This window comes from Streptomyces sp. SL06, assembly GCF_058244745.1.
Genome location: NZ_JBSYOT010000002.1, coordinates 1,850,092 through 1,871,974, shown reverse-complemented (window position 1 = coordinate 1,871,974; position 21,883 = coordinate 1,850,092). Strand labels below are relative to the sequence as shown.

Sequence of the window (21,883 nt, the reverse complement as noted above, 5' to 3'; positions counted from 1 at the left end):
ACTTCCGAGGCGACACGGTCCGGGGCCGGTCGGCGGAGAACAATATCCGTCGATCGGCCCCGGCCGTTCGTTGTACGGTTCTGACGTCCCCGCCCTTGGATGGCGGGGCCATCGATCCCGAACCGGCGGGTGAACCGGCTGCACACATGTATGTGGGGACGCTGTCCTTCGACCTCCTCCTCGGCGACGTACATTCGCTGAAGGAGAAGCGCTCCGTCGTCCGTCCGATCGTCGCCGAACTCCAGCGGAAGTACGCGGTGAGCGCGGCCGAGGTGGAGCACATGGACCTCCACCGGCGGGCGGTCGTCGGCCTGGCCGCGGTGTCCGGCGACGCGGGGCACCTCACCGACGTGCTCGACCGGTGCGAGCGGTTGGTGGCCGGCCGCCCAGAGGTGGAGCTGCTGTCGGTGAGACGGCGCTTCCACGGCGACGACGACTGACCAGAGAACACGCGAGAGAAAGAAAGAACGGGAGACGGACCAGTGGCCGACAACGCGCGGGCGAAAAGGCTGGCGGACCTCATCCGAGAGGTGGTGGCCCAGAAGCTGCAGCGCGGGATCAAGGACCCGCGGCTCGGCTCGCACGTCACCATCACGGACACCCGGGTCACGGGTGACCTGCGGGAGGCGACCGTCTTCTACACGGTGTACGGGGACGAAGAGGAGCGCGCGGCGGCGAGCGCCGGGCTGGAGAGCGCCAAGGGCATCCTGCGCTCCGAGGTCGGCAAGGCGGCCGGCGTGAAGTTCACGCCGACCCTGGCCTTCGTCATGGACGCCCTCCCGGACACCGCCCGCAACATCGAGGACCTCCTCGACAAGGCGCGTCAGTCCGACGCCAAGGTGCGCGAGGTGTCCGCGGGCGCCGCGTACGCGGGCGAGGCGGACCCGTACCGCAAGCCGGGCGACGAAGAAGACGCGGCCGACGTCGAGGAGACGGCCGACGCCGACGAGACGGACGACACCGCTAAATGACCGACAAGCACCCCACGCCCGACGGCCTTGTCATCGTCGACAAGCCGTCGGGCTTCACTTCGCACGACGTCGTCGCCAAGATGCGGGGCATCGCCCGCACCCGGCGCGTCGGGCACGCCGGCACGCTCGACCCGATGGCGACGGGCGTCCTGGTCCTCGGTGTGGAGCGGGCGACCAAGCTCCTCGGGCACCTCGCCCTCACCGAGAAGGAGTACCTGGGCACCATCAGGCTCGGCCAGACGACACCGACCGACGACGCCGAGGGCGAGATCACGAGGTCCAAGGACGCCTCGAAGGTCACCCGCGCCGCCGTCGACGCCGCCGTCGCCAAGCTGACCGGCGACATCATGCAGGTGCCGTCCAAGGTCAGCGCCATCAAGATCAAGGGCGTGCGCTCCTACAAGCGGGCCCGCGAGGGCGAGGAGTTCGAGATCCCCGCCCGCCCCGTCACCGTCTCCTCCTTCACGGTGTACGACGTTCCGGGACGCTGTCGCCGAGGACGGCACCCCGGTGCTGGACGTGGTGGCCTCGGTGGTCTGCTCCTCCGGCACCTACATCCGCGCCCTGGCCCGCGACCTGGGCGCCGACCTCGGCGTCGGCGGCCACCTCACCGCACTGCGCCGCACCCGGGTCGGACCGTACAGGCTGGATGCCGCCCGGACGCTGGACCAGCTCCAGAAGGAACTCGAGGTCATGCCGATCGCGGACGCGGCCGGCGCCGCCTTCCCGCGCTGGGACGTGGACGCCAGACGGGCCCGGCTGCTCGTCAACGGTGTACGGCTGGAGATGCCCGAGACATACGCCGGGGCCGGCGCCGTCGCCGTCTTCGACCCCGAGGGCCGCTTCCTCGCCCTCGTGGAGGAGCACCGGGGCAAGGCGAAGAGCCTGGCCGTCTTCGGCTGAGCCGACGCACCGTCACATTCCGCCCGTGGAGCGGCGATCACGGGGAATTCACTGTCGCCGCTCCACGGTCCCCCTCGGTTCCCCCACCTTCAGGGTCTATCCAACCCACGCCTCCAGTTCACCCGTCCGGGCAGGCGCTCGGAGTGAACCGGGGGAGTGGAAGGGGGCGCGTTCGCCACGGGATCTGTCCCACTGATCATCGGGCGCCTACCGTCGGAGACACAGCGCGGGTGTACGGCGGGGGAGGTTCGACGATGGCGTCGCGGAACCGGTCCCGGGAGGCGGCGGGCGGCAGGGCAGGACAGCGGTCCCGGGACGTCTCCCGGGACTCGTGCGACGGGCCGCAGGCCCGGGAGGCCGAGCCGTCGTGGTGTCCGCCCGACGACGCCCTCGTCCGCGTCCACGACCTCGCCGGCCGCCCCCGCGGCACCGGTTTCGCCGCCGACCACCACGGCACGGTGCTCACCAGTCACGAAGCGGTCGACGGCCTGTCCCGGCTCGTCCTGCGCACCGCAGGGGACCGGCGCCGCGTCGTGGCCGCCGCCGACGTGATCCCGCTGCCCGCCCTCGGGCTGGCCCTCGTACGCACCGAGAGCCTCGGCGTCGAGCCGCTGCCCGTCACCACCCGCGCCCGTATCGAGGCCGGGACCTACGTCCGTATCGCCGCCGGCGGCTGGCGCGAGGCCCGGGTCCTGGGCACCACCGGCGTCACCTACACGGCCACCGACCGCTTCCACCTCCTCGGCGACGCCCTGGAACTCGCGGTCGGCACGGCCGGGCGGGACGCGTTGCGGCTGGGCGGCGGCGCGGCCGGCGGACCCGTGCTCGATGTCGCGACCGGCGCGGTCCTCGGGCTCCTCGGCACGGCCCTGAGTTCCGGACACAGCGACGTGGGCTTCGCCGTGCCGCTGCGCCCCGCCCCCGGCCCCCTCGCCGACCTGCTCGCGGAGAACGCCGCGACGGTCCCGGCCTACGGCACCGACCTCAATCTGGCCGGCGTCCTCGCCCTCACGGCCACGTCGGTGGGGCAGGACGGGCCGCCGGTGCGGGCGACTGCGGTTGGGGGCGGGGTCGGGGGCGCGGCTGGGCTGGGAGCTGCGGCCGGGAAGGGGGCCGGGGTTGAGGCCGGGATTGAGGTTTGGGCCGGGGCTGGGGCTGGGGCTGGGGTCGCGGCTCGGGTGAGGGGCGCGGCTGAACTTGGCGTCGCCGGCGGGATCGAGACCGGGACCGGGACCGGGACCGGGGCTGGGGCTGGGCCTGGGTCTGAGGTCGCGGCTCGTGCCGGGGCGGGGGTTGCGGCTGGGACAGAGGCCGGGGGCGGGAGCGGGGCTCGGACCGGCGTCGGGGAGAAGGGCGGCGGTGGGGGCGGGCGCAGCGGCACGGGGCCCGGCGCCGGACGGGGCGGTTGTCCCGGACCGGACGGTCCCGCCGGACCGGGCGGCCGTCCCGGCGGGGCGGAGCCGGTCGAACGGACGGCGGTGGCCCGGGAGTTCGCCGCCTTCGCCGCGAGCCCCGCCAGTGTCCTCGGGCTGGTCGGCGCGCCCGGCAGCGGCCGTACGACCGAGCTGGCGGCCCTCGCCGCCCGCCGCTCCCGGGGCACGGAGCCCGCGCCCACGCTGTGGCTGCGCGGCGCCGATCTCCGCGACGACGACATGTCGCTGGCGGACGCGGCACGCCGGACGCTGCTCCGGGCCGCCCGTATCGTGGCCGCCTCCGACCGCTCCCGCCCCGCCGGCCTCGGCGACATCACCCCGGAACGCCTCGCCCATCTGGCCCGCACCGCCGGACGGCCCCTCCTGCTCCTGCTCGACGGCCCCGAGGAGATGCCGCCCGTCCTGGCCCACCGCCTCCCCGAGTGGACCGAGGGCACGGCGACCTGGCTCCGGGAGACCGGAGCACGGCTCGTGATCGCCTGCCGGGCGGAGTACTGGGAGCACGCGGGGGCGGAGTTCCCGCGCGAGCTGCTGTACCGGGCGACGGCCGGGGAGCGCCGGTTCGCTCCCGCCGCGGGGGAGGGTCGATGGGGGCCGGTCGCCGGGGCGTTGCCGTCGGGACGGGCCACTGGACCGGCGTGGGCGTTGGCGTCCGGGTCGGCCGTGGGGGCGTGGGCCCCGGGGCAGGCCGTGGGCGTGCCGTCGCCTCGGGCCGTCGCCGCCGGGGAGCCGACGCCCGGGGCCGCCGGGGGAGCGCCCGCACCGGGGACGGCGGACGGCGAACGGCGGCCGAGCCCTTCCGTCGCCGGGCCCGGACAGCCGTGGACGTGGAATGCAGGGCGGCCGTGGTCGGGCCCTGCGGTCGGTGAATCGGGGCCGTCGGCCGGGGATTCGGGCGGAGGCCGCTCGTGGTCGGACGCCGCCGTGGGCGAGCCGCGTCCGTCGTCCGGGGAGCCCGGCGCGGGATCGTGGCCGGATCCCCGCGCCGGCGCATCGGCGGTGTCCGCCGAGACCGCCGGCGGAGCCTCCTGGGCGCCGAGGCCGGCCGCCGACGGACCGTCCCGGGGGACCCGAGCCGTCGGACCCCGGGCGGAAACCGCCGGGCCGGGGGCCGCTGCGGGCGACGCGGGACTCCCGCCCTGTGTCCGTCTCGGCGACCTGGACGACGCAGAGGCCGGGGAAGCCCGCGCACGCTACCGGGTGCCGGAGGGCGCCCTGTCCGACCAGGACGGGCGCCACCCCCTCACGCTCCGCCTGCTCTCCGAGGTCCACGCCGCCCTCCCCGGCGACCCGCCCCCCGTCCGCGTCGACCGGGACACGGTCTTCGCGGCCTACCTTGACCTGGTGTGCCTGCGCGTCGCGAGCCGCCTGGCAGGGGCGAACGGCCTGCACGGCAGCGCCGTACGCCGGCTCGCGGCGAAGGTCTCCGGGCAGGTCCACGAGGCCGCCCGGCGCAGTCTCGGTCCCGGGCAGGGCGGACTCGACCGGGAGTCGTTCGAGACACTGTTCCCGTGGGGTCCCGCCCCGGCCCGGCTCGGCGGCGGCACCGGCTGGGCGTCGGCCGTGCTCGCCGAGGGCCTCCTCGTCCCCGCCGGCAGCGGCTACCGCTTCGCGCACGAGGAACTCGCCGACTGGATCCAGGGCACGCACCTCGACCTGGACGAGGCCCTGCGCGCCCTCGTGCACCGTCGCGGCACCCCGCACGACACCCGTGCTCTCCCCGTGCCGCACCACCGCATCGGCCCCGTCGTCGAAGCCGTACTGCTCCTCGCCCGCCAGCACGGCATTCCCCAACTCTCCCTGACCCTCGAAGAGTTGGTGAACTCCCTCGATGCCGAACCGCACTCCTGGTGGGCCTCGCGACTGCTCGCCGAGGCGCTGACGCGGGTGCCCGACGCGGCGCCGTACACGGAGGTGCTGCGGATGCTGGCCGACGGCATCGCCGAGCGCGGAGGCGAAGAGCGGTCGGCGCAGGGGCAGTTCGGCCCCGCCTTCTGGACGGCCCTGCGGCTCCCGGAGACCACGCGCCTGGACCTGCTGCGCCGCCTCGTCCTCGCCGACGGCCCCCCGTGCGAGCCCGGTCCCCGCCATCTCGACACCGTCGCCGCACTGCTCACCGCCGACCCCACGGCCGTACAACCGCTCCTCGTCCGCTGGTTCGACGACGAACGCCCGCTGCCCGCCACCCCGCACGCCACCGTCGCGACGGCCGCGCAGGCGCTCCTGCACACCCACCGCCATCGCGGTCTGGACGGCCTCACCGAGGCGCTCGTCGACAGCACGCACCGCCGGGCCGACGAACTCCTCGCCGTCCTGGCCGAGGAGGAGCCGTCCGCCCTGTGCCGGGCCGTCGAGCGGTGGGCGCGCGACGAACGCCCGGCACGGCAGGCGGCGGCGGTCACCCACGGCCTGCGCACCGCCCCGCACGCACGCACCGGCGCCGACCGCGCCCTGCTCCGCCACGCCGCCCTCGTCCTGCTCGCCGGCCCCTCCGGCAGTCCCCTGCGCGGCGGTGCCCTCGCCCTGCTCGTCCAGGACCCGGGCAGCCGCGACCGCCATCTCCCGAGGGCGCTCGACCACTTCGCGGCGGGCGACCCGTACCTGCCGCCGAGCGCGGTGGCCGCCGCCCTGCCGACCCACCCGGAGCCCGTTCTCGAAGCCTTCCGGGCCCGGTTGCGCGGCCCGGACGCCGGGGAGGCGCTGCGCAGGCTCGCCGACGCCACCACCCCCGCGCTGGCCCCCAGGGTGGCCGCCCTCGTCGGGCGGGCCGTGGCCGAGCGCCCCGAGACCGCCGGGCACCTGGCCGCGTACGCCGACCGGCGGCTCGACCACGACCCGGCGGCCCGCGCCGTACTCCAGCCCTTGATCACCCATCTTCTGGACGAGGGTCCCGAGCCGGTGAGGGCCGCGCTGGCCGGTGTACTGGCCGCCGACGGCGCCCCGGACGGCACGCCCGGCAGCCGCCCCGGCGGCGGCACGCTCCGCCGCGAGCTGCGTGAGCACCTCCTGGCCCGGGAACAAGCGCCCGCCGTCCTGGACGCGCTGCTGCACGCGGCCGCCCGGTGCGACGGCGAGGACCTGCGCGCCCTCGTCCACCGCACAGGGTTCCTCCTCGTCCGCACCCCGGACGGCGCCGGACGCTTCGACCGGGGTCTGGTGGACCTGGCCCGTCATCTCCCGGGCTTCGCCACCCGCCTCACCGGCTGGCTGGCCGACGCGCCCCAGGACTGGGACGCACTCGTGGGTCCCAGCGCCCGCCGCACCGTCGAGAGCCTGGCAGGGGCACGGGTACCCGCCTGACGCCGGCCCGTCCGTGCGGCGTGCACCCGGTCACAGGTCCGACACCGATGCGGGCCGCAGACGGTGGGCATGGCACCCTTGGACCTGCGTATGAGGCACCACGAAAACCACGGAAACCACCAAGGAGCAGACACAGTGCAGCGCTGGCGTGGCTTGCAGGACATCCCCGAGGACTGGGGACGCAGCGTCGTCACCATCGGCTCCTACGACGGCGTCCACCGCGGGCACCAGCTGATCATCAAGCACGCCGTGGCCCGCGCCCGCGAACTGGGCGTCCCCGCCGTCGTCGTCACCTTCGACCCGCACCCCAGCGAGGTCGTCCGGCCCGGCACCCACCCGCCCCTGCTCGCCCCGCACCACCGCCGCGCCGAACTGATGGCGGACCTGGGCGTGGACGCGGTGCTGATCCTCCCCTTCACCACGGAGTTCTCCAAGCTCTCCCCGGCCGACTTCGTGGTCAAGGTCCTCGTCGACAAGCTGCACGCCAGGGCGGTCGTGGAGGGCCCCAACTTCCGCTTCGGCCACAAGGCCGCCGGGAACGTGGACTTCCTCACCGAGCAGGGCAAGGTCTACGACTTCGAGGTCGAGGTCGTCGACCTGTACGTGACCGGGGACGCGGGGGGCGGCGAGCCGTTCTCCTCCACCCTGACCCGCCGGCTGGTCGCCGAGGGGGACGTCGAGGGCGCCGCGGAGATCCTTGGCCGGCCGCACCGGGTGGAGGGCGTGGTCGTGCGCGGTGCGCAGCGCGGGCGCGAGATGGGCTTCCCCACGGCCAACGTCGAGACCCTCCCGCACACCGCCATCCCGGCCGACGGCGTCTATGCCGGCCGGCTGCACGCCCTGGGCGAGTCGATGCCGGCCGCGATCTCCGTCGGCACCAACCCGCAGTTCGACGGCACCGAGCGCACGGTGGAGGCGTACGCCATCGACCGCGTGGGCCTCGAACTGTACGGCCTGCACGTCGCCGTGGACTTCCTGGCCTTTGTACGCGGCCAGGCGAAGTTCGAGACCCTGGACGCGCTGCTGGAGCAGATGGCGGCGGATGTCGACAGATGCCGCGAAATCATCGCGGCGGACGCCCACCGCTCCTGACGGGCCGGCTGCCGCCGGCCCCGCCCGCGCACACGCGAAGGCCCGCGCCGTCGGAGACGGCGCGGGCCTTCGCACGGTGCCGCGGGGCTACTGCTGCGGCGGGGGAGGTGCCTGCCCCGGCTGCTGTCCCTGCTGCGGGTATCCGTAACCGGGCTGGGCGTGGGGCGGTCCGGGCTGCGGATACGGCGGTCCGGGCTGTTGCGGATACGGCTGTCCCGGCTGAGGCTGAGCGGGCTGCCCCGGCTGGGCGTACTGGCCCGGGACACCGGGCTGTCCCGGATAGCCCTGGCCCGGCAGCGGCGGGGCGGCCACCGGCGGCGGGTTGCCGTCGGACGTCCACAGACCGTGCGACTGCTGGTGGCGTACGAAGTCCTCGGCGACCATCGCCGCGAGGTTGAAGTACGCCTCCCGCACCTTCGGCCGCATCATGTCGAGGTCGACCTCGGCACCCGCGGACAGATGCTCGTCGAACGGGACCACGACGACGCCCCGGCACCGGGTCTGGAAGTGCCCGACGATGTCCTCCACCTTGATCATCTTGCCGGTCTCGCGCACCCCCGAGATCACGGTGATGGACCGCGAGACGAGGTCGGCGTACCCGTGCGCGGACAGCCAGTCCAGTGTCGTACTGGCGCTGCTGGCACCGTCCACGGACGGCGTCGAGATGATGATGAGCTGGTCGGCGAGGTCGAGCACCCCGCGCATGGCGCTGTAGAGGAGGCCGGTGCCCGAGTCGGTGAGGATGATCGGGTACTGCTTGCCGAGCACGTCGATCGCGCGCCGGTAGTCCTCGTCGTTGAAGGTCGTGGACACGGCCGGGTCAACGTCGTTGGCGATGATCTCCAGGCCGGACGAGGCCTGCGAGGTGAACCGCCGGATGTCCATGTACGAGTTCAGGTACGGGATGGCCTGGACGAGGTCGCGGATGGTGGCCCCGGTCTCCCGGCGCACCCGGCGGCCGAGCGTACCGGCGTCGGGGTTGGCGTCGATCGCGAGGATCTTGTCCTGCCGCTCGGTGGCGAGCGTGGAGCCGAGCGCGGTGGTCGTGGTCGTCTTGCCGACACCGCCCTTGAGGCTGATGACGGCGATGCGGTAGCAGGACAGCACCGGGGTGCGGATCAGCTCCAACTTGCGCTGGCGCTCCGCCTCCTCCTTCTTGCCGCCCAGCTTGAACCGCGAACCGCCGGCCGCCGGGCGGCTGCTCTTCGCCTTCTGCTTCTTGTTGTTGAGCAGCCGGTCGGACGACAGCTCCACGGCCGCGGTGTAACCGAGCGGCGCCGCCCCGGGGTTGGTGGGCTGACGCTGGTCGTGCTGCATGGGCTGCGGCCAGGCGGCCCCGAGCCGGGGATCGACGGGCTGCTGCTGAGGCTGCTGCGGCTGGGGGGCCGGTGAGGGCTGAGGGGGCAGCGGGGGCTGCTGCTGGTCCGGCCCGCCGGGGTACCCGGGCACCCCGGGCTGCGCCGGCTGGGGTGCCTGCGGTGCCGGATACGGCTGTTGGGCGGGCGGGGCCTGCGGAGTCTGGGGCTGCGGGGCCTGACCCGGCTGGGCCAACGGCTGGGCCTGCGGGGCTTGTGGCGCGTGGCCCTGCTGAGCCGGCGGAGTCTGCGCCCCGCCACCCTGCGGCTGCCCCTGCTGCGGCACACCGGGGTGCGGCTGCTGCCCGTACGGCGCCTGCCCGTGCGGTGTCTGCGGGAAGCCGTAAGCACCGGGCTGGGCGGGGGAGTGGGGCGGGGGGACCTGCGCGCCGGGCTGCGGGAAACCGTAACCGGCGTCGGTCTCGGGCGCGGGAACGCCGCCCGGCTGCGGGACCGGAGGCTGCGGGACCGCCGGAGGCGTGGCGCCCGGCTGCGGGAAGCCGTAACCAGGCTGCGGCACGGGCTGCGCGGGCCCCTGACCGGGCGGCGTCGGCGTGGCGGCCGACGGACTCCACGCGGCGGGCGCCGGCTGCGGTGCCTGCGGCTGGAAAGGAGGCTGCTGAGCCGGCACACCCGGCTGCTCAGGAGCGGGGGCCGACTGGGGCTGTGCGGGCCACTGATGCGCCGGCGCCGGGGTGGCGGGCGGGTACGACGGAGGCAGCGGCGGCATCACGGCCTGTGCCGCGGGCGGCGCGTCCTGCGGAACGGCGTCCTGCGGTGTGCTGTCCCCGCTGTCCCCGGCTGCCGCGTCGGCCGGTACGGCGTCCACGGGCTCCCCGACCGGCGCCACGGTGTCCAACGAGGGCTCGGCGTCCCGGGGTTGCGGCACCGCGTCCTCGCGCTTGCCCTCCGCCGGGACGCCGTCCTCGGGCGCGGGCGCGGGTCCCGCGTCGGGTGCGTGGCCGGGCACCGGCGGCGGAGCGACGACCGGCTCCGGCCCGGTGCCGGGGATGTCCTCGGAAACGTCATCGGAAAGGCCGTCCGCAGCGTCGTCCGAGACCGCGTCCGAGACCGCGTCGGACACGCCGGCGTCGAGACCGTCACCCGGCGCACCGGACGCGTCCGCAGCGCCGTCCCCCTCACCGGCGTCGGAGCGTTCGGGACCGTCGACGTGCTCGGGCTCCACGGCGTCGTCCGCCACGGCGAGGGCCTCGTGCGGCAGGTCCGCACCCGCATCGTCGGCGGCGCCCGTCGTGGCGTTGTCGGCATCGGCGTCGGCCGCGACATCGGACTCGTCGACCGCGGACTCCGCCTGCTCGTCACGCTGGTCCTGCTCGTCCTGCCCGGTGCCGTCCGCCGCGGCGCGCTCGGCGATCTCCCGCTTCAGGGCGACCGCGGAGAACCGCATGGTGGCGCCACTGTCGAGGTCACCGCTGTCGGGCTCGGGCTCGGGCTCCGGCTCGGGATCCGGTGCGGGCGCGGGCTTCTCGACGGGCGGCGGAGCGGGCGCCTGAAGCTGGAAGCCCCCGGCCGGAAACGCCGGTACGGCCGCGGGAGACACCGGGCCCGGGGCGGGCACCGGAGCGTCCTCCGACTCGGACCGCACCCGGGTCTCCGGATCCGGCTCGGGCTCCGGCCGCCCCTGCGGCTCGAACCCGCTCCCGACCGGCAGCCTGGGCACCCCGGCCGGCCCGCCGCCCGGAGGCACGGGCGGCGTGAACGGCGCCCCCGGTCCCGGCGGCGGTGGCGGCGTGAAGGCGGCACCCGGAGCGGGCGTCGGCGGCGGCGGGGTGAAGGGCGCCCCCGGGGCCGGAGTCGGGATGGCGGAAGGTCCGTTGGACGCGGCCGCGTGCGGCGGCGGAGTCAGCCCCGGCAGCGGCGGAACCGGCCCACGAGGGGCAGCCGGAGCGGAGGGCCCGGAAGAACCGGAGGGCCCGGAGACACCCGAAGCCGAACCGGCACCCGAAGCCCCCGCCGCGGCCTGCCCCTGCCCTTGTTCCTGCCCTTGTTCCTGCTCCCTGTTCTGCCCCTGCCCCGAATCACTCGCCGCGTTCTGCGTGTACCAGGCGGGCGGCGCGTAGTCGATGGTGAACTCGCCCGTCGCCTCGACTGAGGACTCCGCGTCGGGTTGGTCATCGCCGGGTGTAGCCCAGCCCCCGCGGTTCCCGTCCCGGTCGCTGCTCACAGTTCCTCCTGGTGTGGTCGAGCACCCTCATGCCGTGCTGGGGCGACCCTTGCCTGTCATTCGAAGTTGTCCGAGGCCGTCCGCGCACCGGCTCTCCCCCTGGGACGCCGACGCCTGGTCCACGGGTTCTGGCGTCGCGCCGGTCCCAGCCTAATCACCACAAGCCCCACCACGGCAGGCCCGCCCACCCACCGCCGTGAGCCCTGGGTGTCACAACCCGTCCAAATGTGAACCGGGCAGCCCCGCAGCAGCGAACAAACCAGGTGATACCGGCGCACAACTCGGACAGAACCACGCACCACCCGGTCCGAGCCTGCCCGAACCCCGGCGTTCAAATCCCGGTACGCAACCCCCGTACCGGGCAAGCGCCTTGAGGTGCCGCCAAAGTGCCGCACAACGCCCCGCAACGATTCCCCGCCGTCAACTCGTCGACTCCTCGCCGCACACGGCAACGGGGCGGCGAACCGCCACCTCGGTGCGGCCCCACCACCCCGCCCGCGCCCGAATCACCACCGCCGGGCCACGGCACTCACCAGGCGTCTACTCGGCGTCCGGAATCGGCTCCAGGTCGAACTCCCCGTCCCGCGCACCGAGCACGAAGGCCCGCCACTCCGCCTCCGTGTACCGCAGCACGGTCTCCGGTTCGAGCGACGACCGCATGGCCACGGCACCGTCGGGAAGGTAGGCGATCTCCACCCGCTCCTCGTGCTCCTCGGTGCCGGGCGCGCTGTGCCATTCGACGCCGGAGATGTCGAGGGAGTACAGCTCGTCCCGCTCCCGTTCCTTGCGAGCCTTGAGTTCCGGGTCCTCGGCGCTGACCATCGTGGCAAGGTCCTTCCTGTGCTGCTGGCGGTCTGTGCGGTCACCCTACTGGCCGAAGTTCTGCCTGCTCAGCGGTTTGCGGATGTAGGTGACCTGCAAGGGTGACGGACCGGCCGCCGGGCCCGCGGCCAGGGGCGTCCGTCCGGACTGGTACGCTGTGTGACGGCCGTTTGTGTACGCGCCCCCGGAGCCCCGAGCCCTGGAGGTCGCGCCCAGCGGATCCCCGCCTTCCGAGTTACGGAAGATCCCCCGAGACGTAGACCGGGGGCACTCGGTGGCCACTCACAGACCTACGAGGAGTACGCGTGTCGCTCGACGCCGCAGTCAAGAAGCAGATCATCACCGATTTCGGTACCAAGGAGGGCGACACCGGCTCCCCCGAGGTCCAGGTCGCTCTGCTGTCCCGTCGGATCTCCGACCTGACCGAGCACCTCAAGACCCACAAGCACGACCACCACTCCCGTCGTGGTCTGCTGATCCTGGTCGGCCAGCGCCGCCGACTGCTGCAGTACCTCGCCAAGAAGGACATCCAGCGCTTCCGCGCGCTGGTCGAGCGCCTCGGCATCCGCCGCGGCGCGGCGGGCGCCCGCTAAGACGCCGTGAAGGGAGCGGTTCCCATTCGTTCGGGGGCCGCTCCCTTTGCTGTACGTGCGCGGTGTCGCCGCCGCTTTGTAGTGTGGTAACAGAACACACGACGCACGACGTACGACACGACGAACGAAACGAGGAGAGGCGCGCCCAGCCGCCGCCGGTCCTCGGTAGTGGCCCCCGGGGGCAGAACCCCGGGTGCTTCGATCGAAGACCGGCCCGCACTGCCCGGAGCGCCTCTCCGCCACCGTCCCCCCGCCACACGGGCGAGGAGGGACGAAGACGAGGAGAAAACACTAGTGGAGAACGAGACCCACTACGCCGAAGCCGTCATCGACAACGGCGCGTTCGGCACCCGCACCATCCGCTTCGAGACGGGACGGCTGGCCAGGCAGGCCGCCGGTTCCGCCGTGGCCTACCTGGACGACGACACCATGGTGCTGTCGGCCACCACCGCCTCCAAGAACCCCAAGGACCAGCTCGACTTCTTCCCCCTCACGGTGGACGTCGAGGAGCGGATGTACGCGGCCGGCAAGATCCCCGGCAGCTTCTTCCGCCGTGAGGGCCGGCCCTCCGAGGACGCCATCCTCACCTGCCGCCTGATCGACCGCCCGCTGCGCCCCTCCTTCAAGAAGGGCCTGCGCAACGAGATCCAGGTCGTCGCCACGATCATGGCCCTCAACCCCGACCACCTGTACGACGTCGTGGCGATCAACGCCGCCTCCGCGTCCACGCAGCTGGCCGGTCTGCCCTTCTCCGGCCCGATCGGCGGCGTCCGCGTCGCGCTGATCCGCGGCCAGTGGGTGGCCTTCCCGACGCACACCGAACTCGACGACGCCGTCTTCGACATGGTCGTCGCGGGCCGCGCCCTGGAGGACGGCGATGTCGCGATCATGATGGTCGAGGCCGAGGCCACCGAGAAGACCATCAAGCTGGTCGAGGGCGGCGCCGAGGCGCCCACCGAGGAGGTCGTCGCCTCCGGTCTCGAAGCCGCGAAGCCCTTCATCAAGGTGCTCTGCCGCGCCCAGGCCGACCTCGCCGCGAAGGCCGCCAAGCCGACCGGCGAGTTCCCGATCTTCCTGGACTACCAGGACGACGTCCTGGAGGCGCTGACCGGCGCCGTCAGGCCCGAGCTGTCCCAGGCGCTCACCATCGCCGGCAAGCAGGACCGCGAGGCCGAGCTGGACCGCGTCAAGGCGCTCGCCGCCGAGAAGCTCCTGCCGGAGTTCGAGGGCCGCGAGAAGGAGATCTCCGCCGCGTACCGCTCGCTGACCAAGTCCCTGGTCCGTGAGCGCGTCATCAAGGAGAAGAAGCGCATCGACGGCCGCGGTGTCACCGACATCCGCACCCTGGCCGCCGAGGTCGAGGCCATCCCGCGCGTGCACGGCTCCGCCCTGTTCGAGCGTGGCGAGACCCAGATCCTGGGCGTCACCACCCTCAACATGCTCCGCATGGAGCAGCAGCTGGACACCCTCTCCCCGGTGACCCGCAAGCGCTACATGCACAACTACAACTTCCCGCCGTACTCCGTCGGCGAGACCGGCCGCGTCGGCTCCCCGAAGCGCCGCGAGATCGGCCACGGCGCCCTCGCCGAGCGCGCCATCGTGCCGGTGCTGCCGACGCGCGAGGAGTTCCCGTACGCGATCCGTCAGGTCTCCGAGGCCCTCGGCTCCAACGGCTCGACGTCCATGGGCTCGGTCTGCGCCTCCACCATGTCGCTGCTGAACGCCGGTGTGCCGCTGAAGGCCCCCGTCGCCGGTATCGCCATGGGCCTGATCTCCCAGGAGATCAACGGCGAGACGCACTACGTCGCCCTCACCGACATCCTCGGTGCCGAGGACGCCTTCGGCGACATGGACTTCAAGGTCGCCGGCACCAAGGAGTTCGTCACCGCCCTCCAGCTCGACACCAAGCTGGACGGCATCCCCGCCTCGGTCCTGGCCGCCGCCCTCAAGCAGGCCCGTGACGCCCGCCTCCACATCCTCGACGTGATGATGGAAGCGATCGACACGCCGGACGAGATGTCCCCGAACGCGCCGCGGATCATCACCGTGAAGATCCCCGTCGACAAGATCGGTGAGGTCATCGGCCCCAAGGGCAAGATGATCAACCAGATCCAGGAGGACACGGGCGCCGACATCACGATCGAGGACGACGGCACCATCTACATCGGTGCCGCCGACGGCCCGGCCGCCGAGGCCGCCCGCGCCACGATCAACGGCATCGCCAACCCGACCATGCCCGAGGTCGGCGAGCGCTACCTGGGGACGGTCGTGAAGACCACCACCTTCGGCGCGTTCGTCTCCCTGCTGCCCGGCAAGGACGGTCTGCTGCACATCTCGCAGATCCGCAAGCTGGCCGGCGGCAAGCGCGTGGAGAACGTCGAGGACGTGCTCGGTGTGGGCCAGAAGGTCCAGGTCGAGATCGCCGAGATCGACTCCCGCGGCAAGCTCTCCCTGATCCCCGTGATCGAGGGCGAGGAAGGCAGCGAGGACAAGAAGGACGACGCCGACCAGTGACGTCCCGTAGCGCCACGGCGACGGCCCGTACCTCCTCGGAGGCGCGGGCCGTCGCCCGTACCCAAACCCTCATCAAGGGCGAGCACGGCATCGGCACGGTCCGCAGGACGACCCTGCCCGGCGGCCTGCGCATCGTCACCGAAACCCTGCCCTCGGTCCGCTCGGCGACCTTCGGCATCTGGGCCCACGTCGGCTCCCGCGACGAGACCCCGGCCCTGAACGGCGCCACCCACTACCTGGAGCACCTGCTCTTCAAGGGCACCGCCAGGCGCAGCGCCCTGGACATCTCCTCCGCCGTCGACGCGGTCGGCGGCGAGATGAACGCGTTCACGGCGAAGGAGTACACGTGCTACTACGCGCGCGTGCTCGACACCGACCTGCCACTCGCCGTCGACGTCGTCTGCGACATGCTGACCGGCTCGCTGATCCAGGAGGAGGACGTCGACGTTCGAGCGCGGCGCCATCCTCGAGGAGATCGCGATGACCGAGGACGACCCGGGCGACTGCGTGCACGACCTGTTCGCGCACACCATGTTCGGCGACAACGCCCTCGGCCGCCCCGTCCTCGGCACGGTCGACACCGTCAACGCCCTCACCGCCGACCGCATCCGCCGCTTCTACAAGAAGCACTACGACCCCACGCACCTGGTCGTCGCGTGCGCGGGCAACGTCGACCACGACAAGGTCGTACGCCAGGTCCGCGCCGCCTTCGAGAAGGCCGGTGCCTTCCGCGAACCGGTGGCCGCGCCCATCGCCCCGCGCGACGGCAGGCGCACCATCCGCGCCGCAGGCCGCGTCGAGCTGATCGGCCGCAAGACCGAGCAGGCCCACGTCATCCTCGGCATGCCGGGCCTCGCCCGCACCGACGAACGCCGCTGGGCCCTGGGCGTCCTCAACACCGCCCTCGGCGGCGGCATGTCCTCCCGCCTCTTCCAGGAGGTGCGGGAGAAGCGCGGCCTGGCCTACAGCGTGTACTCGTACACCTCGGGCTTCGCCGACTGCGGACTCTTCGGCGTGTATGCGGGCTGCCGGCCCTCCCAGGTGCACGACGTGCTGAGGATCTGCCGCGACGAACTCGACCACGTCGCCGAGCACGGCCTGTCCGACGAGGAGATCGGCCGTGCCGTCGGCCAGCTCCAGGGCTCCACGGTCCTCGGTCTCGAGGACACCGGCGCGCTGATGAACCGTATCGGCAAGAGCGAGCTGTGCTGGGGCGAGCAGATGTCCGTCGACGACATGCTGGCCCGGATAGCCTCGGTCACACCGGACGACGTCCGCGCGGTCGCCCGTGACGTTCCTGGGACGGCGGCCCTCGCTGTCGGTCATCGGCCCGCTGAAGGACAAGCAGGCGTCCCGGCTGCACGACGCCGTCGCCTGACGGTCCCCTTCGAGAAGGAAGCATGTGACATGAGCAAGCTGCGCGTGGCCGTCCTCGGCGCCAAGGGCCGCATCGGCTCCGAGGCGGTACGGGCGATCGAGGCCGCCGAGGACATGGAGCTGGTCGCCGCCCTCGGCCGGGGCGACAGCCTGGACACGCTGGCCGAGACCGGTGCCCAGGTCGCCGTCGAGCTGACCACCCCCGCCTCGGTGATGGACAACCTCGAGTACTGCGTACGCCACGGCATCCACGCCGTCGTCGGCACCACCGGCTGGACCGACGAACGCCTCGCGCGGCTGACGACCTGGCTCGACGGCTCCCCGGGAACGGGCGTCCTCATCGCGCCGAACTTCTCCATCGGCGCCGTGCTGACCATGAGGTTCGCGCAGATCGCCGCGCCCTACTTCGAGTCCGTCGAGGTCGTCGAGCTGCACCACCCGAACAAGGTGGACGCCCCCAGCGGCACCGCCACCCGCACCGCCCAGCTGATCGCCCAGGCCCGGCAGAAGGCAGGCTCCGCCCCGGCGCCCGACGCCACTGCCACCGCCCTGGACGGCGCCCGCGGCGCGGACGTTCGACGGCGTCCCGGTCCACGCGATCCGCCTGCGCGGCCTGCTCGCCCACCAGGAGGTCCTGCTCGGCGGCGAGGGCGAGACCCTCACCGTCCGCCACGACTCCCTGCACCACAGCAGCTTCATGCCGGGCATCCTGCTGGGCGCCCGCCGGGTGGTCACCACCCCGGGCCTCACCTTCGGCCTGGAACACTTCCTGGACCTGAACTGAGCCCCGAACCGAGCCCCTGACCCTCATGCGCGCGAAAATCTCCTACGTCGTCACGGCCGCCGTCCTGGTCTTCTACTTCGCCCTGGCCGGCAGCCGCGGCGTGATGCTCATCCGGACCGGCACACTCCTCACCGTCACCTTCGGCATCGCGGTGCTGATCCTGCCGGTGATCGGCGTGTGGTTCCTGTGGAAGAACACCCAGTTCGTCCGCAAGGCCAACCGGCTCGCCGCCGAACTCGACGCCGAGGGCGGACTGCCCGTCGACGAGCTGCGGCGCACCCCCAGCGGACGCGTCGACCGGGAGTCGGCCGACGAGGTCTTCGCCCTGCGCAAGGCCGAGACGGAGGACGCCCCGGGCGACTGGCGCAACTGGTTCCGCCTGGCCGTCGCCTACCACGACGCCCGCGACACCCCGCGCGCCCGCAGGGCCATGCAGCGGGCGATCGCCCTGCACGACGGCAAGCCCGTCGAGGCGGCCTGAGCAGGCCGGGACGCCGGAAGCCCGGACCGCAGCCCGCGGATCCGGGCCCCCGGCGTCCCGTCGTCGGCGCTCAGCCCCGCCGGTACTCGTCGGCCCACGCCTCCACGGCGTCGGCGGCCCGGTCGAAGGCGTCCTCCCGGGCGAGGAAGTCGCAGTTGTGCGTGGTGAGCAGCGCCGGCAGGGGCTCGGCGGACCGGCCCTGCCGGACCAGGAGCAGCGCCTGCCCCTGCACCGTGCGCGGCAGCCCGAGCCAGCGCACCGGCTGCTGGACCGTGCGCACCGTCGCGACCTGCTGCCAGGCCACCGTGCGCGTGGTGAGGAAGCTCACCTGACGGATCCCGTGCGCGCTCACCCACGCGCCCATGCGCAGCAGACGCAGGGCACAGACGATGACGACGGCCGCGAGGCCGAAGACGACTCCCGCGGAGGACAGCGAGCCCGTCGCCGCGATGATGACCGCCGCGAACAGGACGAACGAGGCGAGCAGCAGCATCAGCGCCGCCGCCCCCACACGCCACGGGCCGGGCCGGTAGGGCCGGCGCCAGAGGTCGCGGTCGTCGTACGGCAGCGCGACGTCGTCGGCCGCGTCGAAGGCCCGGTCGGCCGTCAGGAAGGGCAGGGGCACGGCTGGTCCTCACTCGTTCCATCGCATGTGCTGTGCCCGGTGAGGCTACCGACCTGTGTCGGCGGTCACCACCCTCGGGGGCCCGGACGGGAGCCGGGACCGGCCCCACGGCCCTTCGTGGACGGTCCTCAGCGGCTGTTCGAGGCCTGTGACGGCTGCTTGTGCGAGGAGGGCTGGTCGGCCGACAGGGCGGGCATCCCGATCACGAGGGAACCCACGAGTCCGGCGACGACGGTGAGACCGAGCAGCCAGCGTCCGGCCAACTGGCCGAAGGACGCCCGCGCGCGGGGCGGGGGTGTGACATTGCTGCGGAACCTGTCGGCTTCGGCGATGAAGGCGAACGGCACGGGTTCACGCCGGCGGATCATGGAGGCTGTGTCTCCCTTCGGGGAACGAATGAATCGCTGTTACTCATACAGACGAACGAACGCCCCCGCGGGTGCCCGGTTTCACCGATTTCATTGGGGCACGGCATCGAACGCCCCATTCGGCGGGCCATGTGGTGGCGGGCCGTAGAGTGGCCTCGCCAAGCGACGAGATGGGAAGGCCCTCCACACCGTGACCGACACCCCCGCCGACGATCACAAGATCGAACTTCGCAGCGACATCACCGTCGAGCTGGTCAAGAGCAGCGCGTCCGACTCCGACGTACTGTTCGCCGCCCGCGTCTCGACCGCCGGGGAGCAGTCCCTGGACGAGCTGAAGAAGGACCCGGAGCGCTCGAAGGGCCTGATCAACTACCTGATGCGGGACCGGCACGGCAGCCCGTTCGAGCACAACTCGATGACCTTCTTCATCAGCGCCCCGATCTTCGTCTTCCGCGAGTTCATGCGGCACCGCGTCGGCTGGTGCATCGCCGGTGACACCGAGATCACGCTGGAGAGCGAAGCCGGCACCCTTCGCCGGCGCACCATCGCCGAGCTGTACGAGCGCTGGCACACCGGCGACGAGGACCGGCTGCCGCACTCCGCGGGCGGCGTCACCTGGCACGGCCGGGCCGGCAAGTGGATGGCACAGGTCGGGCATGGCGAGACCAACCACTATCTGGGGCTCTACGAGAACCGCGAGGCGGCCGAGTCGGCCGTGGCGGAGTTCCGTGAGCTGCACCCCGGCACTCGTCTGCGCAGGCTCGAGCCGGTGCGCCGCAACCACGTGCGCTGCTACGACGAGGAGACGCTGCTCGCCCGGCGGGCCGGCATCGTCGACGTGATCCAGTCCGGGGTCAAACGCCTGATCAGGATCACCACCGCTTCCGGAAAGGTGCTCCGCTGCACGGTGGATCACGCCGTGCTCACTCCCGAGGGATGGCGCAAGGCGGGAGAACTCGTCGTCGGCGACGCGGTGATGGCCGACGGCACCGGCCCGCGCCCCTCCGAGGCCCCCGTTCCGCCGAGCCTGCGGCGAGGCATCGGGGTGTGGACCGCCACGCGGCGACAGGAGCTGATCAACGAGGTCGACAGCTGTCATCTCTGCGGACAGGACTTCCCCCGCGACCAGCTCGCCCTGGACCACGTGATTCCCGTGGCAAGCGATCTGACGCGGGCTCTCGACGAGAAGAACCTCGCGCCCGCCTGCGAACCCTGCCACGCGGTCAAGAGCGCCGGGGAGCAGGCACGGCGGGGCGACAAGATCGCGAAGGCCGTCCCGGACCGGATCGTCGGCATCGAGGACGACGGGGAGGAGATGACCTACGACCTCTCCGTCGAGGGCCCCTGGCACAACTTCCTCGCCAACGGCATCGTCGTGCACAACTCCTACAACGAGGAATCCGGCCGCTACCGCGAGCTGCGGCCGCTCTTCTACACGCCGGACGAGTCGCGCAAGCTCGTCCAGCAGGGCCGACCGGGCAAGTACGTCTTCGTCGAGGGCACCGCCGAGCAGCACGAACTGGTCAACCGGTCCATGGAGGAGTCGTACCGCCAGGCCTACGCCACGTACCAGGAGATGCTGGCCGCGGGCGTCGCCCGCGAGGTGGCCCGCGCGGTGCTCCCCGTCGGCCTGTACTCCTCGATGTACGCCACCTGCAACGCCCGCTCGCTGATGCACTTCCTGGGCCTGCGCACCCAGCACGAACTGGCGAAGGTCCCCTCCTTCCCGCAACGGGAGATCGAGATGGTCGGCGAGAGGATGGAGGCCGAGTGGGCCCGGCTCATGCCGCTCACGTACGCCGCCTTCAACGCCAACGGGCGCGTCGCGCCGTAACGCGTCCACCGGCGCCGGACGGGCCGGTGGACGCGGCAGGGCACAGATGTACGCATCAGCCGTGCGAAGTGTCCGTATTGCGGCGTTTGTAGAAGTTCATCTAGCCTGATCAAAGGGACCCGGCACTGCTTGAACCCCCGAGCAGGCAGTGCCGGGCTCCACATCCGTTCCGAATCCGTTCCGACCTGCCGCCTCCCCCGAGGGCAGACCCCGCCCTGAGCAACGAGTAGCGTGTAACCCATGGCTCCGACCTCCACTCCGCAGACCCCCTTCGGGCGGGTCCTCACCGCCATGGTCACGCCCTTCACGGCGGACGGCGCACTCGACCTCGACGGCGCACAGCGGCTCGCCACCCACCTGGTGGACGCAGGCAACGACGGCCTGATCATCAACGGCACCACCGGCGAGTCCCCCACCACCAGCGACGCGGAGAAGGCGGACCTCGTACGGGCCGTCCTGGAGGCCGTGGGCGACCGGGCGCACATCGTCGCCGGGGTGGGCACCAACAACACCCAGCACAGCATCGAGCTGGCCCGCGCCGCCGAGCGCACCGGCGCGCACGGCCTCCTGCTCGTCACGCCGTACTACAACAAGCCCCCGCAGGAGGGCCTGTACCAGCACTTCACGGCCATCGCCGACGCCACCCGGCTGCCGGTCATGCTGTACGACATCCCCGGCCGCAGCGGCGTCCCGATCAACACCGAGACCCTGGTCCGCCTCGCGGAGCACCCGCGGATCGTGGCGAACAAGGACGCCAAGGGCGACCTCGGCCGCGCCAGCTGGGCCATCGCGCACTCCGGCCTCGCCTGGTACTCCGGCGACGACATGCTGAACCTGCCGCTGCTCGCCGTGGGCGCGGTCGGCTTCGTCTCGGTCGTCGGCCATGTCGTCACCCCCGAACTGCGCGCCATGGTGGACGCGCACGTCGCCGGTGACGTACAGAAGGCACTGGAGATCCACCAGAAGCTGCTCCCGGTCTTCACCGGCATGTTCCGCACCCAGGGCGTCATGACCACCAAGGCCGCGCTCGCCCTCCAGGGACTGCCCGCCGGACCGCTGCGCGCGCCCATGGTCGGCCTCACGCCCGAGGAAACCGAGCAGCTCAAGATCGATCTTGCCGCCGGCGGGGTACAGCTCTGACAACAGACTTGGCACCACCGCACGACCGGACTTCACAACTGAATACGCGGGACATCCGGTGTCCGCACCCCACTACGACAACTGCTTCTGCACGAACGTCACGCGC

At 72.7% G+C, this 21,883-nt stretch carries 12 protein-coding genes and 6 pseudogenes; 14 read left to right on the top strand and 4 right to left on the bottom strand.

Annotated features, from left to right (window positions below):
- Positions 1–146: 146 nt before the first annotated feature.
- The 5 genes and pseudogenes from AC4IHM_RS08320 to AC4IHM_RS08300 all read left to right on the top strand — a co-directional run bounded on the left by AC4IHM_RS08320 (position 147) and on the right by AC4IHM_RS08300 (position 7,699).
- Entirely contained in the window at positions 147–440 is a 294-nt protein-coding gene (locus AC4IHM_RS08320) for a DUF503 domain-containing protein (protein WP_490866438.1), read from the top strand.
- Positions 441–482: 42 nt separating this feature from the next.
- Positions 483–971, top strand: coding sequence for a 30S ribosome-binding factor RbfA (rbfA, locus tag AC4IHM_RS08315; protein WP_490866437.1), 489 nt, complete (start codon positions 483–485; stop codon positions 969–971).
- A pseudogene (gene truB, locus AC4IHM_RS08310) lies at positions 968–1,874 on the top strand (tRNA pseudouridine(55) synthase TruB). The gene rbfA and the pseudogene truB overlap by 4 nt, the downstream one beginning before the upstream one ends.
- Positions 1,875–2,128: 254 nt before the next feature.
- Entirely contained in the window at positions 2,129–6,607 is a 4,479-nt protein-coding gene (locus tag AC4IHM_RS08305) for a hypothetical protein (RefSeq protein ID WP_490866436.1), read from the top strand.
- Between the two features lie 135 nt (positions 6,608–6,742).
- Positions 6,743–7,699, top strand: a complete 957-nt coding sequence (locus AC4IHM_RS08300) for a bifunctional riboflavin kinase/FAD synthetase (protein ID WP_490866435.1) — start codon at positions 6,743–6,745, stop codon at positions 7,697–7,699.
- Between the two features lie 87 nt (positions 7,700–7,786).
- Here AC4IHM_RS08300 and AC4IHM_RS08295 read toward each other — a convergent pair whose 3' ends face one another.
- Both AC4IHM_RS08295 and AC4IHM_RS08290 read right to left on the bottom strand, forming a co-directional pair.
- Positions 7,787–11,239, bottom strand: coding sequence for an SCO5717 family growth-regulating ATPase (locus tag AC4IHM_RS08295; RefSeq protein ID WP_490866434.1), 3,453 nt, complete (start codon positions 11,237–11,239; stop codon positions 7,787–7,789).
- 540 nt (positions 11,240–11,779) lie between these two features.
- Positions 11,780–12,061 (bottom strand): DUF397 domain-containing protein, encoded by a 282-nt coding sequence (locus AC4IHM_RS08290; protein WP_490866433.1) that lies wholly within the window; start codon positions 12,059–12,061, stop codon positions 11,780–11,782.
- A 305-nt stretch (positions 12,062–12,366) separates the two neighbouring features.
- On the opposite strand from AC4IHM_RS08290, the gene rpsO reads away from it, so the two are divergent.
- From rpsO to AC4IHM_RS08265, 5 genes and pseudogenes are all read left to right on the top strand, one after another.
- The gene (rpsO, locus tag AC4IHM_RS08285) at positions 12,367–12,654 is read left to right on the top strand and encodes a 30S ribosomal protein S15 (RefSeq protein ID WP_490866432.1); all 288 of its coding nucleotides are present in this window, start codon (positions 12,367–12,369) and stop codon (positions 12,652–12,654) included.
- A gap of 294 nt (positions 12,655–12,948) precedes the next feature.
- The gene (locus tag AC4IHM_RS08280) at positions 12,949–15,168 is read left to right on the top strand and encodes a polyribonucleotide nucleotidyltransferase (protein ID WP_490866431.1); all 2,220 of its coding nucleotides are present in this window, start codon (positions 12,949–12,951) and stop codon (positions 15,166–15,168) included.
- Positions 15,165–16,546: pseudogene (locus tag AC4IHM_RS08275) on the top strand (M16 family metallopeptidase). Before AC4IHM_RS08280 ends, AC4IHM_RS08275 begins: the two are co-directional and overlap by 4 nt.
- A 29-nt stretch (positions 16,547–16,575) precedes the next feature.
- Positions 16,576–17,329, top strand: a pseudogene (gene dapB / locus AC4IHM_RS08270) (4-hydroxy-tetrahydrodipicolinate reductase).
- A 25-nt stretch (positions 17,330–17,354) separates the two neighbouring features.
- Positions 17,355–17,810 (top strand): tetratricopeptide repeat protein, encoded by a 456-nt coding sequence (locus AC4IHM_RS08265; protein ID WP_490866430.1) that lies wholly within the window; start codon positions 17,355–17,357, stop codon positions 17,808–17,810.
- Positions 17,811–17,880: 70 nt separating this feature from the next.
- Here the strand turns inward: AC4IHM_RS08265 and AC4IHM_RS08260 are convergent, their stop codons facing one another.
- Both AC4IHM_RS08260 and AC4IHM_RS08255 read right to left on the bottom strand, forming a co-directional pair.
- Positions 17,881–18,435: an SCO5741 family PH domain-containing membrane protein gene (locus AC4IHM_RS08260; RefSeq protein ID WP_490866429.1), complete on the bottom strand. Its 555-nt coding sequence runs from the start codon at positions 18,433–18,435 to the stop codon at positions 17,881–17,883.
- A 128-nt stretch (positions 18,436–18,563) separates the two neighbouring features.
- Positions 18,564–18,803 (bottom strand): hypothetical protein, encoded by a 240-nt coding sequence (locus tag AC4IHM_RS08255; protein ID WP_490866428.1) that lies wholly within the window; start codon positions 18,801–18,803, stop codon positions 18,564–18,566.
- Between the two features lie 190 nt (positions 18,804–18,993).
- Here AC4IHM_RS08255 and AC4IHM_RS08250 point away from each other — a divergent pair.
- From AC4IHM_RS08250 to dapA, 4 genes and pseudogenes are all read left to right on the top strand, one after another.
- A pseudogene (locus tag AC4IHM_RS08250) lies at positions 18,994–19,284 on the top strand (FAD-dependent thymidylate synthase); the annotation flags it as partial.
- Positions 19,264–20,184 (top strand): annotated as a pseudogene (locus AC4IHM_RS08245) (HNH endonuclease); the annotation flags it as partial. The pseudogenes AC4IHM_RS08250 and AC4IHM_RS08245, both read left to right, overlap by 21 nt.
- Positions 20,185–20,187: 3 nt before the next feature.
- Positions 20,188–20,637 (top strand): annotated as a pseudogene (thyX, locus tag AC4IHM_RS08240) (FAD-dependent thymidylate synthase); the annotation flags it as partial.
- A gap of 240 nt (positions 20,638–20,877) precedes the next feature.
- Positions 20,878–21,777, top strand: a complete 900-nt coding sequence (gene dapA, locus AC4IHM_RS08235) for a 4-hydroxy-tetrahydrodipicolinate synthase (protein ID WP_490866427.1) — start codon at positions 20,878–20,880, stop codon at positions 21,775–21,777.
- Positions 21,778–21,883 lie beyond the last annotated feature (106 nt).

What these genes read in the sequence shown, in the direction of transcription:
- AC4IHM_RS08320 (WP_490866438.1), top strand. Translation starts at nt 147, where the DNA reads ATGTATGTGGGGACGCTGTCCTTCGACCTCCTCCTCGGCGACGTACAT.
- AC4IHM_RS08290 (WP_490866433.1), bottom strand. Translation starts at nt 12,061, where the DNA reads ATGGTCAGCGCCGAGGACCCGGAACTCAAGGCTCGCAAGGAACGGGAG.
- AC4IHM_RS08255 (WP_490866428.1), bottom strand. Translation starts at nt 18,803, where the DNA reads ATGATCCGCCGGCGTGAACCCGTGCCGTTCGCCTTCATCGCCGAAGCC.
- AC4IHM_RS08305 (WP_490866436.1), top strand. Translation starts at nt 2,129, where the DNA reads ATGGCGTCGCGGAACCGGTCCCGGGAGGCGGCGGGCGGCAGGGCAGGA.
- AC4IHM_RS08265 (WP_490866430.1), top strand. Translation starts at nt 17,355, where the DNA reads ATGCGCGCGAAAATCTCCTACGTCGTCACGGCCGCCGTCCTGGTCTTC.
- dapA (WP_490866427.1), top strand. Translation starts at nt 20,878, where the DNA reads ATGGCTCCGACCTCCACTCCGCAGACCCCCTTCGGGCGGGTCCTCACC.